The sequence below is a fragment of the Mesorhizobium sp. B2-3-15 genome (genome assembly GCF_006442875.1).
GTDB classification, from domain to species: domain Bacteria; phylum Pseudomonadota; class Alphaproteobacteria; order Rhizobiales; family Rhizobiaceae; genus Mesorhizobium; species Mesorhizobium australicum.
Genome location: NZ_VFVO01000002.1, coordinates 320,912 through 334,079, shown reverse-complemented (window position 1 = coordinate 334,079; position 13,168 = coordinate 320,912). Strand labels below are relative to the sequence as shown.

Here is a 13,168-nt window from a genome sequence, read left to right as displayed (position 1 = left end):
CGAACGACCGGGGTTTTGGTCCAGAAGAACCCTATCCGTCTATCGCCTGGCCAGCAGATCGCGGATTTCGGTCAAAAGCTGCACATCGGCCGGCGGTGGCGCGGCCGCTGGCGCGGGCTTTTCCCTTTCCAGGCGCCTGCGCATGTTGTTCACGGCCTTGACCATGAGGAAGATGATGAAGGCTAGGATGATGAAATTCAGCACCACGGTGATGAAGCTGCCATAGGCAAAAACAGCACCTTGCTTTTTGGCTTCCGCCAGCGAGGTGGCGTTGACGGCCGAGGAAAGCCCAAAGAAGTAGTTGTTGAAGTCCAAGCCGCCGAAGATCGCTCCGACGATCGGCATGATGATGTCGTTGACCAGGGAATCGACGATCTTGCCGAAGGCAGCGCCGATGATGACGCCGACGGCCAAGTCCATCACATTGCCCTTGGAAATGAATTCCTGGAATTCTTTCAGCATTCGACCCTCCTTATCATGGCGGGCCGCGCAGCCGTCCCATCCCGGAAGCACCGCCCCGGCGACACCATAACAAAAACCTCAAGTTGCAACATGGGCAAAAAGGAGAAAACAACCGGTTTCGCCTTACCCTGCGTTACCTCTTTGAAATCAGGTGCCCAAAGCCGTGATGGACTTGACGCCCAAGCTGTGATTGCGTCTGACCCGGCCAGGTGAAAATCGGCACAGGGAGGATCTTGCCGGCGTGCAGGGCTTGTTCATCGTCATCATCGCGATCGCCTATGTGACGCTGCTGTTCGCCATCGCCAGCCTGGGCGACCGCCGCTCGGCCTTGTCAGGGCCCAGCAGGGCGCGACCTTTCATCTATGCGCTCAGTCTTGCCATTTACTGCACGTCCTGGACCTTCTTCGGCTCGGTCGGCCTTTCCTCCGAACGCGGCCTCGAGTTCCTCGGCATTTATACCGGCCCGGTGCTGGTGTTCGTGTTCGGCTTTCCCTTGCTCAACCGCATCGTGCGGCTGGCCAAGACCGAGAAGATCACTTCGGTCGCCGACTTCCTCGGCGCCCGCTACGGCAAGAGCTTCACCGTGGCCGCGATCGCCACGCTGATCGCCACGATCGGCGCCGTGCCCTATATCGCGCTGCAATTGAAGGCGATCTCCGGCTCGGTCAGCCTGATGGTCGAGCATTATACGGGCTCGCCGCCATCCTTCGATCCGTTTGTCAGCGACATCTCGCTGGTCGTCGCCATGCTGCTTGCGCTGTTCGCGGTCCTGTTCGGCACGCGCCATGCCGATGCCACCGAACACCAGGATGGGCTGGTGCTGGCGGTGGCGGTCGAGACCGTGGTCAAGCTCGCCGCCTTCCTGGCCATCGGCCTGATGGTCACCTTCCTGATCTTCGGCGGCCCCGGCGACATGTTCGACCGGCTGGCCGAGAATGGCCAGGTGCGGCAGGCAATGGGCTATTCGACATCGCTGGCCACCTGGCTGGTGCTGACGTGCCTGAGCGGCTTCGCCATCATCCTTTTGCCGCGGCAGTTCTACGTCACCATCGTCGAGAACCGCAGCGAGGCCGAACTGCGCACCGCGACCTGGGTGTTCCCGCTGTATCTCGTGGCGATCAACCTGTTCGTGCTGCCGATCGCCTTTGCCGGCCTGACGCTGGTCGGCGCGAGGACGAGCAGCGACCTTTACGTGCTGTCGCTGCCGCTGTTCAGCGGCCACGATTTCCTGGCCATGGCCGCCTTCATCGGCGGCTTGTCGGCGGCAACCGCCATGGTCATCGTGGAGAGCGTGGCGCTGTCGATCATGATCTCCAACGACCTGATCATCCCGCTGTTCGTGCGCCGGCTGTTGCGGACGACCACCTCCGAGAACGAGGATTGGTCGACGCTCATCCTCAATGTGCGGCGGGCGTCGATCTTCATCCTTTTGTTCATCGCCTTTCTCTATTATCGCGAGAGCACCAACAGCGCCCGGCTGTCCTCGATCGGCCTGATGTCCTTCGCCGCGATCGCGCAGTTCGCCCCTGCCCTGGTTGGTGGGCTGATCTGGCGCGGCGCCAATGGCCGGGGTGCGGCACTCGGCATGGTCGCCGGCATCCTGGTCTGGGGCTATACGCTGCTGGTCCCGTCGCTCGTCGCGCCCGATACAGGCATCATCGTCCACGGACTGTTCGGCTTCGAGGCACTGCGGCCGCAGGCACTGTTCGGCACCGTCGCCGAGCCACTGAACCACGGCGTGCTGTGGAGCCTTTCGGTCAACGCGCTGTTTTTCGTCTTCGGGTCACTGTCGCGCGCGTCGGTACCGCTGGAGCGCATCCAGGCATCGATCTTCGTGCCGCGCGAAGCCGGACCGATGCCGAGCCTGCGCCGCTTCCGCACCGCCATCACCGTCAACGACCTCAAGGATACGATCGCACGCTATCTCGGCGTCGAACGAACCGAGCGGTCGTTTCAATCCTTCGAGAAGAGCAATGGTACCTCGCTGCATGGCAACGAGCAGGCCAGCATGGACGTCATCCGCTTTTCCGAGCAGCTTTTGGCCAGCGCCGTCGGCTCCTCCTCGGCACGGTTGATCCTGTCGCTGCTGTTCCGGCGCCACGACCGCGAATCCCGCGACGCCTTCCGCCTGCTCGACGACGCCACGGAAGCGCTGCAGCACAACCGCGACCTGCTGCAGATCGCGCTAGACCAGATGGAGCAAGGCATTACCGTCTTCGACCGCGATTTCCGGCTGATCTGCTGGAACCGCCAATACCGGGCGCTGTTCGACCTGCCCGACGAGATGGGCCAGGTCGGCGTTTCGCTCGACCAGATCCTTCGCCATCTGGCCGAACGCGGCGACATTCCCGCCGACCAGCGCGTGACGATGCTCAACCGGCTGACCAGCTTCGTCAGCCCCTGGCAGATGGAGCTGAAGACCAGCGGCCGCATCCTCGAACTGCGCTCCAACCCGATGCCTGACGGCGGCATCGTCGCCACCTATGCCGACATTTCCGGCCGCGTCGAACAGGATCTCGCGCTGAAAAGCGCCAATGAATCACTGGAGCAGCGCGTCAAGACCCGCACCATCGAACTGACTGGGGTCAACGAGGAATTGACCCGGGTCAACGAGGAACTGGCGCAGGCCCAGATGCTCGCCGAGGAGGCCAATCTCGGCAAGACGCGCTTCCTTGCCGCCGCCGGTCACGACATCCTGCAGCCCTTGAACGCCGCCCGGCTCTATTGCTCCTCGCTGATCGAGAAGGCCGGCAAGGGTCCGGCCGGCAAGGCGGCCATCAACATCGAATCCTCGCTGGAATCGGTCGAGACCATTCTCGGCGCCGTGCTCGACATTTCGCGCCTCGATGCCGGCGCCATGAAGCCGGACGATACCGCCTTCAACCTCGACGGCCTGCTCAGCCAGATCCGCAATGATTTTCGACCGATGGCCGCAGCAAAGAAGCTCGAGCTGACCATCACTGCGTCCTCACTGACCGTGATGACGGACCGCAACCTTTTGCGCCGCCTGATCCAGAACCTGGTTTCCAATGCCATCAAGTACACCCGCCAGGGGCGCATCCTGGTCGGCGTGCGGCGGCGCGGCGAACTGGCGGAAATCCAGATCATCGACACCGGCATTGGCATCGCCGGTGACAAGCTGAACACCGTCTTCCATGAGTTTACCCGACTGGACGAAGGCGCACGCGAAGCAGAAGGTCTTGGTCTTGGCCTGTCCATCGTCGACCGCATCGCCAGGGTGTTGCGGCTTGAGATCCGTATCTTCTCCAACCCGGGCAAGGGCACGCGCTTTTCCGTCATCCTGCCCGTGGCGGCCGCGCAGGTGCCGCGACGCGAGGTCGAGACCAGGGCGCCGGCCCGCGCGGCGGCTTCGCTCTCCGGCCTGCATGTGCTGTGCATCGACAATGACATCCGTATCCTCGAGGGCATGCGGCTGCTGCTCGAGGGCTGGGGCTGCAATGTCGCCACGGTGACCGGCTCGGAGGATCTGGAGAGGGCCGCGATCGACCGTCCGGACATCGTGCTTGCCGACTACCATCTCGACCGCGAAACCGGTCTCGATATCATTATCAGGCTGCGAGCCACCCACGGCGACGACCTGCCGGCCGTGCTGGTCACGGCCGACCGTTCCAACGAGGTACGAGCAGCCGCGGCAGGCCTCGACATCCCGATGATCAACAAGCCGTTGAAGCCGGCGGTGCTGCGTTCGATGATGGCCAGGTTCAGGCCGATGGTGCGGGCGGCGGAGTGACATCGAAGCGCCTGAATCAGGCCTGGTGCTCCAGGGTTTCGAGATAGGCGCAGAACATGTCGGCGAGCATCGGAACAGGCCGATCCGGCGAGCCGAAGTTAAAAGTTCCGACTGAGCCAAGCAGCCGGCACTCAGCCCGCCGGCTGCAGCGGGTCGCTGCCTATCTTGGACAGCAGGATCACCGCCTGGGTGCGACTGTCGACGCCGAGCTTTTGCAATATGGCCGAGACATGCGCCTTGATCGTCGCCTCGGAGACGCCGAGTTCATAAGCGATCTGCTTGTTGAGCAGGCCCTCGGCCAGCATGCCGAGCACGCGGGTCTGCTGCGGGGTCAACGTCTGCAATCGTTTGATCAGGTCCGATATTTCGGGATCGCGTTCGACGCCGAGATCGACGCCGACAGGTGCCGCGATGTCGCCGGCAAGCACCGACTGCACGGCGCCGCGGATTTCCTCCATGCTGGCCGACTTGGAGATGAAACCGGAGGCGCCGAGATCGAGCGCACGCCGTATGGTCGCCGGGTCGTCATGCGCCGACACCACGACCAGCGGCACCGCAGGATGGATACCGCGCAACGAGATCAGGCCGGAGAGGCCGCTGGCGCCGGGCATCGACAGGTCGAGCAGCACCAGATCGACATCTTCATTGGCCACGACCAGCGCCTTGGCGCTTTCGAAATCACCGGCCTCATGGATGGCGGCGACATTGCCGATGCCGGCAAGCGCCTCGCGCAGCGCGCCGCGAAACAGCGGATGATCGTCGGCGATCACGAAAGAATAGCCTGACGGCAAATGTCCCTCCCCGAATCCCCGATTTACTGCTTTTTGCGGGATCAGTTGGACGATTATGAGGGGCTGCGCACTGTTTTCAAGCGGCAAAGCCAGCGCGCCGCGTTTTCCCTCGTCTATGGCGCTCAGGTCTTCTGCGAGTTGGGCCGGGCGCCGTCGCCGCTGTCCTTGTCCATATCCTTGACGATGGCCATGAAGCTCTTCAGGAAGCGCTCCATGTAGCTCATCGTCGTGTTGAAATCCTCCTCGCTCGGCAGTTTCGATTCGAGACGGGCGGAGAGCGAATTCTCCAGCTTGGTGACGCGCTCGTCCATCGCCTTCATCGAGGCCTGCAAGCGATCGACCTCGTCCTGGTAGGCGGCGCGTTCGTCGGCCGCCATCTTGCAGACGAGCTGGCCCGAACGCTCCTCGCAGATCGACATCGCGCCGGTCTGCGTATCCATGCGGATATAGCCGGTGGCCGATTTTTCCAGCCGGTAGCGGTCCGTTTCTTCCGAATAAGCTGAAGCCGCGACCAGCGAAACGAGCGCGGCGGGGATCAAGATGTGCTGCAGACGCATGTTGTCCTCCATGGCCAAGGCCTCAAATATCGCATGTTTGCGCCGGAAATGGGGAAGACCCTTGGCCTGGCCTTCCCCGCGCGACTGGTTCGGATTATAGCGCAACCATGTCACAGATTATCTACAAGATAACTCCGCAAGCGCCTTGGCGCGAGGCCGAAGCCAAAGGCCGCTTCGCCGGAGCGCCGATCGACACCGCCGACGGCTTCATCCATTTTTCGACGGCGGCGCAGGCCAGGGAAACCGCGGCAAAGCATTTCCAGGGCCAGACCGACCTTCTGCTGGTCGCCGTCGACGGAACCCGCCTGGGTGACGCGCTGAAATACGAAATCTCGCGCGGCGGCGCGCTGTTTCCGCACCTCTACGGCGTGCTCGACCTGAAAGCGGTGCTCTGGGTCAAGCCGCTGCCGCTTGGGGCCGACGGTACCCACCAGTTCCCGGCCCTGGAGGGGCAATGAGCGTGCTCGACCGGATCGGCCAGAAACTGCTGTTCACCTTCGATCCGGAAACCGCGCATGGCCTGTCGATCGCGGCACTGCGCTGCGGCCTGCCGGGCGGCGCGCGGACGGTACGCGATACGAGGCTGAAGGTCAGCCTTTGCGGTCTCGATTTCCCGAACCCACTTGGCATGGCGGCTGGCTACGACAAGAACGCCGAAGTACCCGACGCGCTGCTTGGCCTCGGCTTTGGCTTTGCCGAAGTCGGCACGGTGACGCCGCTGCCGCAGGCCGGCAACCCGAAGCCGCGCATCTTCCGGCTGACATCGGATGAAGCTGTCATCAACCGGCTGGGCTTCAACAATGAGGGCCATGCGGCCGCCGAAAAAAAGCTTGTGGCGCGCTTGGGGCGCGGCGGCATCGTCGGCGTCAACATTGGTGCCAACAAGGACAGCACCGACCGCGTCGGCGACTATGAGAGCGGCGTTTCCCGCTTTGCTCCTTATGCCAGCTATCTCACCGTCAACATTTCCTCGCCCAATACACCAGGCCTGCGCACCATGCAGGCGCGCGAGCAGCTCGGCGAATTATTGTCCCGGGTCAGGGACGCGCGTGCCGCGGCGTCCGCGCAGCCGCCGATCTTCCTCAAGATCGCGCCTGACCTGGTCGAGGCCGAACTGGAGGATATCGCCGCCGAGGTGATCGAGAAGCAGATCGACGGCATCATCGTTTCCAACACAACCATTTCCCGCCCGGCGCTGCGCAGCAACGATGCCGCGCGGGAGACAGGCGGGCTTTCGGGAAAGCCGCTATTCGAGCGCTCGACCATCGTGCTGGCCAGGATGCGCAAGCTGCTCGGGCCCGAAATGGCCATCATCGGTGTCGGCGGGGTCAACTCAGTGGAGACGGCTCTGGAAAAGATCCGCGCCGGCGCCGATCTCGTCCAGCTCTACACCGGCATGATCTATGGCGGACCGGCGCTGCCGGGCCGGATCGTCGCCGGAATGGCACGTTTTGCCGAGACGGAAAAACTCAGGTCGATGCGCGAGTTGCGCGACAGCCATCTCGACCGATGGGCGTCGAAGACGCTCAACTGAACGCGGTTTGCATCCGCAGCCGCAGAATTGTCAGCAGGCTCAATCCACGCACCAGCAGAAAGACGTGCAGCGCCGCCCACAGGCCGTGATTGCCGAAGGCGGGCGCCAGCGTGATCAGCGCGGCGGCAAAGGCGAGGAATGACAAGAGCATCATGTTGCGCATGTCGCGCGACCAGGTCGCGCCGATGAAGACACCATCCATCTGGAAGGCGAGCACACCGCTCAGCGCGGTGAAGGCGGCCCAAGGCAGGTATGTGTCGGCCACTGCGCGGACCTCCTGCGACGTCGTTACGACGGCAATCAGGTTGGTGCCGGCCATGAGCAGCACCAGCGTCGCGGCACCGGCCAGACCAAGGCCCCAGAACAGGGTCAGCCGCACCGCCTGCCGGAAGGGCTGTTCGGAGCGCGCGCCGACGGCGCGGCCGGCGAGTTGTTCGGCGGCGGTGGCGAAACCGTCGAGGAAATAGCCGGCGACGAGAAAGAAGTTCATCAGCACCGCATTGGCGGCCAGCGTCACCGTGCCGAACTGCGCGCCCTGGCGGGTGAACAGCGCGAAGGCGGCGAGCAGCGAGAACGAGCGGATCATGATGTCGCGGTTGAGCGACAGCATGCGCAGGAAGGCGCCCATATCGAGCAGGCGCTGCCGAGGCAGGGGCGGGGTGGATCGGAACCGGCGAACCACGATCGCGAGACCAAGCAGCATGGCGAGGAATTCGCCGGTGACGGTTGCCCAGGCGACGCCGGAAACACCCCAGCCGAGCTCAAGGCCGAGCAGGAAGCACAGCGCGATGTTGGTGCCGTTCAGCACCAGTTGGAGGATCAAGCCGAGCCCGCCCTCGCCGCGCCCCAGCACGTAGCCGAGGATGGCGTAGTTGATCAGCGAGAACGGGGCGGCAAGCAGCCTGATCCTGATATAGACACCCATCGCGTCGCTGACGCGTGGCCCGGCGTCCATGAACCACTGGCCGCCAACGGCGATGAGTGGTGAAAGCGCTGCCAGCACGACGCCGGCAACGACCGCGATCAGCACGGCACGCCAGAACACCGCCTGTTCCTCCAGCGCGTCGCCACGCCCGAAGGCCTGGGCGACGAGACCGGTGGTGCCCGAACGCAGAAAATTGAAGGTGGTGAAGACGACGTCGAAAGCCAGCGCGCCGGCGGCCAGGCCGCCAAGCAAGGCGGCGTCACCGAACTGGCCGACAACAGCCGTGTCGACGAGGCCGAGCAGCGGCGTCGTGAGATAGGCGAGCGTCATCGGCACGGCGATGGCAAGCACCGACCGGTTGGTGACGGAAAATACTTTGGTGTCGGCTGGGATGGCGCCCTTGTCCAAAGGATTGCTGCCTTGCTGATTTGCGGCTTGATCGGGGAACCGATGTGCCCCATTTTCCGGCCACCGCGCAATCGCCCTTCCGCGGCGGCCAACCGAAATCCCGCTCTGGCGCGAAACCGTCCGACCAGTTCATGCCCCTGCAGATCGTCCACCATCCCGACTACGACGCCGGCTTCGCGACCAGCCATCGCTTTCCGATGAGCAAATATCCGCTGCTGATGGAGGCCCTGCGAGCACGCGGCCTAGCCGGAGCCGGGGCGCTCAATACAGCCGAACCCGCGCCTGCGTCGTGGCTTAAGCTCGCCCATGCGGCAGATTATGTCGAGCAGGTCATCGCTTGTTCAGTCCCTGAAAAAATCGAGCGAGAGATCGGCTTTCCGGTCGGCCCGCGCGTCTCGTTGCGCGCGCAGCTTGCCGCCGGTGGCACGGTGGCGGCGGCGCGGCTTGCCTTGCGTCAAGGCATTGCCTGCAACACCGCCGGCGGCAGCCATCATGCGCGGCGCGCGCAAGGCGCCGGCTTCTGCACCTTCAACGACGTCGCCGTCGCCTCGCTGGTGCTGCTTGAAGAGGGCGCGGCACACAGTATCCTGGTGGTCGATCTCGACGTGCACCAGGGCGACGGCACGGCGGATATTCTGGGCGACGAGCCACGCGCCTTTACCTTCTCCATGCATGGCGAGCGCAACTACCCCGTGCGCAAGATCGCCTCCGACCTCGACGTCGCCCTGCCCGACGGCACGGGCGACGCCGCCTATGTCGAAAGGCTCGATACCATCCTGCCGGAGCTGTCGGCCAAGGCGCGTTGGGACATCGTCTTCTACAATGCCGGCGTCGACGTCCATGCCGAGGACCGGCTCGGCAGGCTGTCGCTTTCCGACAAAGGCCTGCGCGCCCGCGACAAGATGGTCATCGGCCATTTCCGGGCGCTCGGCATTCCCGTCTGCGGTGTCATCGGCGGCGGCTATTCCACCGATGTGCCGGCACTTGCCGCGCGCCACGCCATCCTGTTCGAGGTCGCATCGGACTATGCCTGAAGGTCACTTCCGGTAGTTGGCGATCCTGAGCAGGATGAAGGCTGGCACGACGATCGCGGCACCGAGCAGGATGTAGCCGAGGAAACGGTCGATGGCGTGGAAGCCGAGATTCCATAGATCAATGAAGAACTTCTGGATGCCGTAGAACACGTCCATCGGCGACCAACCGAAAGCGTTCATAACCAGGCCGACGAGAAAGGATACCACTAGCAGCTTCAGAATAATCCTGAGCGGCGAGTCGCCGAGAAAGCGCGTCAGTGCGGACAAGGCCGTCTCCCGATTGAGATGCCCCGACTCATGGGCACGGCGCAGAGATACGTGCTTGGCGGCCATCCATCAAGCCGCCAGGGGCCGGTGCGGGGGAATTGATAAGCCGCGGCAGATGTTGGGCGCCATCGGGAGGGCGCTCTGCTCTGCCGCAGCTGGTGAAAGCCGGATCCTGGCGGGCTCATGGCGCGGTGCCCGCATCCGCATGGAACTGCCGGTTCGTTCGTGACACGTGCCATCGGCGCCGCCAAAAGCGTGGCGGCCGCGCGACCCCGGCTTACCTGTTTTCTGTTTTCTAACCAATTGCCGCTATTGCCATTCCAAAGCGGGAGCCAGGCTTTGGTGGGAACGGGAAAAATCGGCGCGCACCGCGCACCCATATTGTCGGTCGTCGTGCCTTGCTACAATGAGCGCGACGGCGTGGCGGAGCTTCATCGACGCGTCAGCGCGGCATGCCTCGAGCAAAGCCTCTCCTACGAGGTCGTGCTCGTCATCGATGGAGCGACCGACGGAACCCGTGAGGCCGTTTTCGAACTGGCCGAAAAAGACGACCATGTGGTCGCCATCGACCTTGCCCGCAACTACGGCCATCAGATCGCCTTGAGCGCCGGGCTGGAATTCTGCCGCGGCCAACGCATCCTCATTCTCGACGCCGACCTTCAGGATCCGCCCGAACTGCTTGGCGCGATGATGGCGAAGATGGATGAAGGCTTCGACGTGGTCTACGGCCAAAGGGTAAAACGGGAGGGCGAAAGCTGGTTCAAGCTGGCCTCCGCCTCGATGTTCTACCGCCTGCTCGGCCGGATGGTCGATGTCGAGATCGCGCCGGACTCCGGAGATTTCCGGCTGATGAGCCGGCGCGCGCTGGACCATCTGATCGCGATGCCCGAACGCTACAGGTTTATTCGCGGCATGGTGAGCTGGATCGGGCTGAGGCAGGCCGCCTTTCCCTATGAACGGCAGCGGCGCTTTGCCGGCGCAACGCACTACCCGCTGAAGAAGATGGTTCTTCTGGCGGTCGACGCCATGACCAGCTTTTCGATCGTGCCTTTGCGCTTCGCTTCGCTGCTGGGCATGATGTTCGGCCTGCTCGGCCTGGTCGTGCTTGGCTATACGCTGTTCGAATGGTCTATCGGCAATGTTCTGCCGGGCTGGACGAGCCTTGCCGCGATCATGCTTATCCTGGGCAGCGTCCAGCTTCTGGTGCTGGGCATTTTCGGCGAGTATCTCGGCCGCATGTACATGGAGACGAAGCGGCGACCGCTTTATTTCGTCAACGAAATCGTTTCACGAAGCCAGGCGGCGGCCGAGGACCAGGACCTGCCGGTCCACCGCCTCCAGGAAATAGTGAAACGGGCGGCGCGTCGTTGAGGTAGGGTCGACCGTGGGTAACGGGCACGCCATGGGCGGGATATGGTCGGCTGTTCCGGCCGGCTTTTCGCGGATGCTGCGGTTTGGCGCGGTCGGGCTGCTCAACACGGCGCTGGGCTATTGTCTTATCCTGGCCGGGCTGAAGCTGGGCCTTGGCGACATCGCCGCCAACATGACCGGCTATGCCGGCGGCCTTGTCCTTGGCTTCTTCCTCAACCGCCGCTGGACCTTCGGCCGCGCGGGCGGTTTTCGCTCCGGCACGGCCGTGCGGTATGCGCTTGCCTTCGTTGTGGCTTATACCGCAAACCTGACGATAGTGGTCGCCGCCATGTCCGCCGGCATCGTCGAAAATCCGTTTGTCCACCTGGCGGGAAACTGCCTCTACTCGGTCCTCTTCTATCTCGGCTCGGCCCGTTTCGTCTTCGTCGGCGCGGCAAAGGACACTGTCTTGGTCGCGATCGACATGAAATCCCCTGGAGCGGCGACATGAACAAGGTCGAGGCAATCGTTCCAGTGTTCTCGCCGCTCGAGGACGCACAGCGCGCCAGGCTGATATTCTGCCTGATCGGCGCCGGTGTCATGGCGACGGTTCTGGCAACCTTTGCCAGCGCAACCCTGCAGGACCCCGACAGCTGGTGGCATGTCAAGGTGGGGCTGGATTTCCTGGCAAACGGAACGCTTCCGACCGTCGACACCTATTCCTACACCTTCGCCGGCCAACCGTGGATCGCCAAGGAATGGCTGGGGCAGGTTCTGCTGGCCCTTGCCTACAGCGCGGGTGGCTGGAACGGCGTGGTCACGCTGATCATCGGCACGATCTGTCTCGCGGTCTTCCTGTCGGGATGGTTCCTCAGCGCGCACCTGAAACCGGTCCTGGCCGTAGCGCTGGCATTCGTCGCGGCGTTCCTGATCAGCCCGATCTATACGGCGCGCCCGCACGTCTTCACCTTGCCGATCATCGTCGTCTGGACGACGATGCTGTTTCGTGCCGCGCAGGACGAGAAGGCCCCGCCGCTCTGGCTGCTCGGTCTGGTCGTATTGTGGGCGAACCTGCATGCCACGTTCACTCTGAGCTTCATCATCGCCGCCTTCGCCGGCCTCGATCTGCTGGCGCGCACCGGCCTGTCGAAACCCGCACTTTTGGCGAAGTGGGTGGCGTTTGGCCTGCTCTGTCCGTTGGTCAGCCTGATACACCCTTATGGCGTGCAGGCCATCCTGGCCACGCTCACCGTCGCCTATGGCAATGAGGCGGTGCCGCTGATCCTGGAGTGGCGGCCGTTCAATGCCCAGGAACAGGTCCTCCAGGAAGCCGCGATACTGCTGGCCTTTTTCGGGCTTCTGACATCGAGGCTACGGATCGGCTGGGCGAAGGCGTTGTTCATCGTCTTCACCTTGCACGTCTACCTTTCGCATCTGCGGTTCGTCTATCTGTTCTTCCTGCTTGTTCCCCTGGTGGTCGCGGTCGAGGTCGCGCGCCAATATCCCGCCCTGTCCGCAGGCGCCTGGCTGAAAGAAGAGCGCGACGGACTGGAAAAATTCTTCGCCAGCCGGTTCCATCTGCTCCGCGGCGCGACGGCGGTGTCGCTGGTCGTTGCGATGCTTGCGCTCAACAACGCCGCCTACCAGGTCGCGCCGAGCCCAAAGACATCAGCCAGCGGCGCCCTTGCGTTCGCCAGGGATCACCACCTCGCAGGCAATGTGCTGAATTCCTACAATTTCGGCGGCACATTGATTTTCCACGACATCAAGACCTATGTCGACGGCAGGACGGACCAGCTGTTCCTGGGCGGGTTCACGAAAGCGGATGAGGCGACGGGGCAGACCGGCGGAAAACCACTGCTCGAGGCGCAGTTGAAGAAATACGCCATCGGCTGGGCACTGCTTACAGCCGCGGATACCCGCATCCCCTTCTTCGCCGAGTTGGGCTGGAAGCGGGCCTATGCCGATGACCATGCCGTGATCTACCTGCCGGCAACCTGACCGGCCGCTTCCAAACCGGCTGCGCCGGCGTCCAAAGCATGGCGTTCCGGCTTGACACTCATGTTGCAGTGCAGCAAAATCGTTTCGC

At 63.5% G+C, this 13,168-nt stretch carries 12 protein-coding genes; 7 read left to right on the top strand and 5 right to left on the bottom strand.

Annotation, left to right across the window (positions count from 1 at the left end; translation table 11 throughout):
- Positions 1–39: 39 nt before the first annotated feature.
- Positions 40–462, bottom strand: coding sequence for a large conductance mechanosensitive channel protein MscL (gene mscL / locus FJ954_RS05655; RefSeq protein ID WP_015319245.1), 423 nt, complete (start codon positions 460–462; stop codon positions 40–42).
- A 241-nt stretch (positions 463–703) separates the two neighbouring features.
- On the opposite strand from mscL, the gene FJ954_RS05650 reads away from it, so the two are divergent.
- Entirely contained in the window at positions 704–4,213 is a 3,510-nt protein-coding gene (locus FJ954_RS05650; protein WP_140660697.1) for a PAS domain-containing hybrid sensor histidine kinase/response regulator, read from the top strand.
- A gap of 131 nt (positions 4,214–4,344) precedes the next feature.
- Here the strand turns inward: FJ954_RS05650 and FJ954_RS05645 are convergent, their stop codons facing one another.
- A complete protein-coding gene (locus FJ954_RS05645; protein ID WP_015319247.1) occupies positions 4,345–5,004 on the bottom strand; it encodes a response regulator transcription factor in 660 nt (219 codons plus the stop codon).
- A 122-nt stretch (positions 5,005–5,126) separates the two neighbouring features.
- Positions 5,127–5,561, bottom strand: a complete 435-nt coding sequence (locus FJ954_RS05640; protein ID WP_140660696.1) for a hypothetical protein — start codon at positions 5,559–5,561, stop codon at positions 5,127–5,129.
- A 107-nt stretch (positions 5,562–5,668) separates the two neighbouring features.
- Between FJ954_RS05640 and FJ954_RS05635 the strand changes: the two genes are divergently transcribed.
- Both FJ954_RS05635 and FJ954_RS05630 read left to right on the top strand, forming a co-directional pair.
- Positions 5,669–6,019 (top strand): DUF952 domain-containing protein, encoded by a 351-nt coding sequence (locus FJ954_RS05635; protein ID WP_140660695.1) that lies wholly within the window; start codon positions 5,669–5,671, stop codon positions 6,017–6,019.
- Entirely contained in the window at positions 6,016–7,095 is a 1,080-nt protein-coding gene (locus tag FJ954_RS05630; protein ID WP_140660694.1) for a quinone-dependent dihydroorotate dehydrogenase, read from the top strand. The genes FJ954_RS05635 and FJ954_RS05630 overlap by 4 nt, the downstream gene beginning before the upstream one ends.
- Here the strand turns inward: FJ954_RS05630 and FJ954_RS05625 are convergent.
- A complete protein-coding gene (locus FJ954_RS05625) occupies positions 7,088–8,428 on the bottom strand; it encodes an MATE family efflux transporter (RefSeq protein WP_140660693.1) in 1,341 nt (446 codons plus the stop codon). The two genes, FJ954_RS05630 and FJ954_RS05625, sit on opposite strands and share 8 nt — an antisense overlap.
- Before the next feature lie 131 nt (positions 8,429–8,559).
- Between FJ954_RS05625 and FJ954_RS05620 the strand changes: the two genes are divergently transcribed.
- A complete protein-coding gene (locus FJ954_RS05620; protein ID WP_140660692.1) occupies positions 8,560–9,462 on the top strand; it encodes a histone deacetylase in 903 nt (300 codons plus the stop codon).
- A gap of 3 nt (positions 9,463–9,465) precedes the next feature.
- On the opposite strand, the gene FJ954_RS05615 is transcribed toward FJ954_RS05620, so the two are convergent.
- Positions 9,466–9,729, bottom strand: a complete 264-nt coding sequence (locus FJ954_RS05615; RefSeq protein WP_023770995.1) for a DUF6460 domain-containing protein — start codon at positions 9,727–9,729, stop codon at positions 9,466–9,468.
- A gap of 342 nt (positions 9,730–10,071) precedes the next feature.
- Here FJ954_RS05615 and FJ954_RS05610 point away from each other — a divergent pair, with 342 nt between their 5' ends.
- Genes FJ954_RS05610 through FJ954_RS05600 form a run of 3 tightly spaced genes read left to right on the top strand, consistent with a single transcriptional unit; the run spans position 10,072 to position 13,080 of the window.
- The gene (locus FJ954_RS05610; protein WP_140660691.1) at positions 10,072–11,100 is read left to right on the top strand and encodes a glycosyltransferase family 2 protein; all 1,029 of its coding nucleotides are present in this window, start codon (positions 10,072–10,074) and stop codon (positions 11,098–11,100) included.
- Between the two features lie 13 nt (positions 11,101–11,113).
- Positions 11,114–11,590 (top strand): GtrA family protein, encoded by a 477-nt coding sequence (locus FJ954_RS05605; RefSeq protein ID WP_224588043.1) that lies wholly within the window; start codon positions 11,114–11,116, stop codon positions 11,588–11,590.
- The gene (locus FJ954_RS05600; protein WP_140660690.1) at positions 11,587–13,080 is read left to right on the top strand and encodes a hypothetical protein; all 1,494 of its coding nucleotides are present in this window, start codon (positions 11,587–11,589) and stop codon (positions 13,078–13,080) included. The genes FJ954_RS05605 and FJ954_RS05600 overlap by 4 nt, the downstream gene beginning before the upstream one ends.
- The last annotated feature ends 88 nt before the right edge of the window (positions 13,081–13,168 follow it).

Coding starts and splice junctions, on each gene's coding strand:
- FJ954_RS05640 (WP_140660696.1), bottom strand. CDS start 5,561: ATGCGTCTGCAGCACATCTTGATCCCCGCCGCGCTCGTTTCGCTGGTC.
- FJ954_RS05620 (WP_140660692.1), top strand. CDS start 8,560: ATGCCCCTGCAGATCGTCCACCATCCCGACTACGACGCCGGCTTCGCG.
- FJ954_RS05600 (WP_140660690.1), top strand. CDS start 11,587: ATGAACAAGGTCGAGGCAATCGTTCCAGTGTTCTCGCCGCTCGAGGAC.
- FJ954_RS05635 (WP_140660695.1), top strand. CDS start 5,669: ATGTCACAGATTATCTACAAGATAACTCCGCAAGCGCCTTGGCGCGAG.
- FJ954_RS05630 (WP_140660694.1), top strand. CDS start 6,016: ATGAGCGTGCTCGACCGGATCGGCCAGAAACTGCTGTTCACCTTCGAT.
- mscL (WP_015319245.1), bottom strand. CDS start 462: ATGCTGAAAGAATTCCAGGAATTCATTTCCAAGGGCAATGTGATGGAC.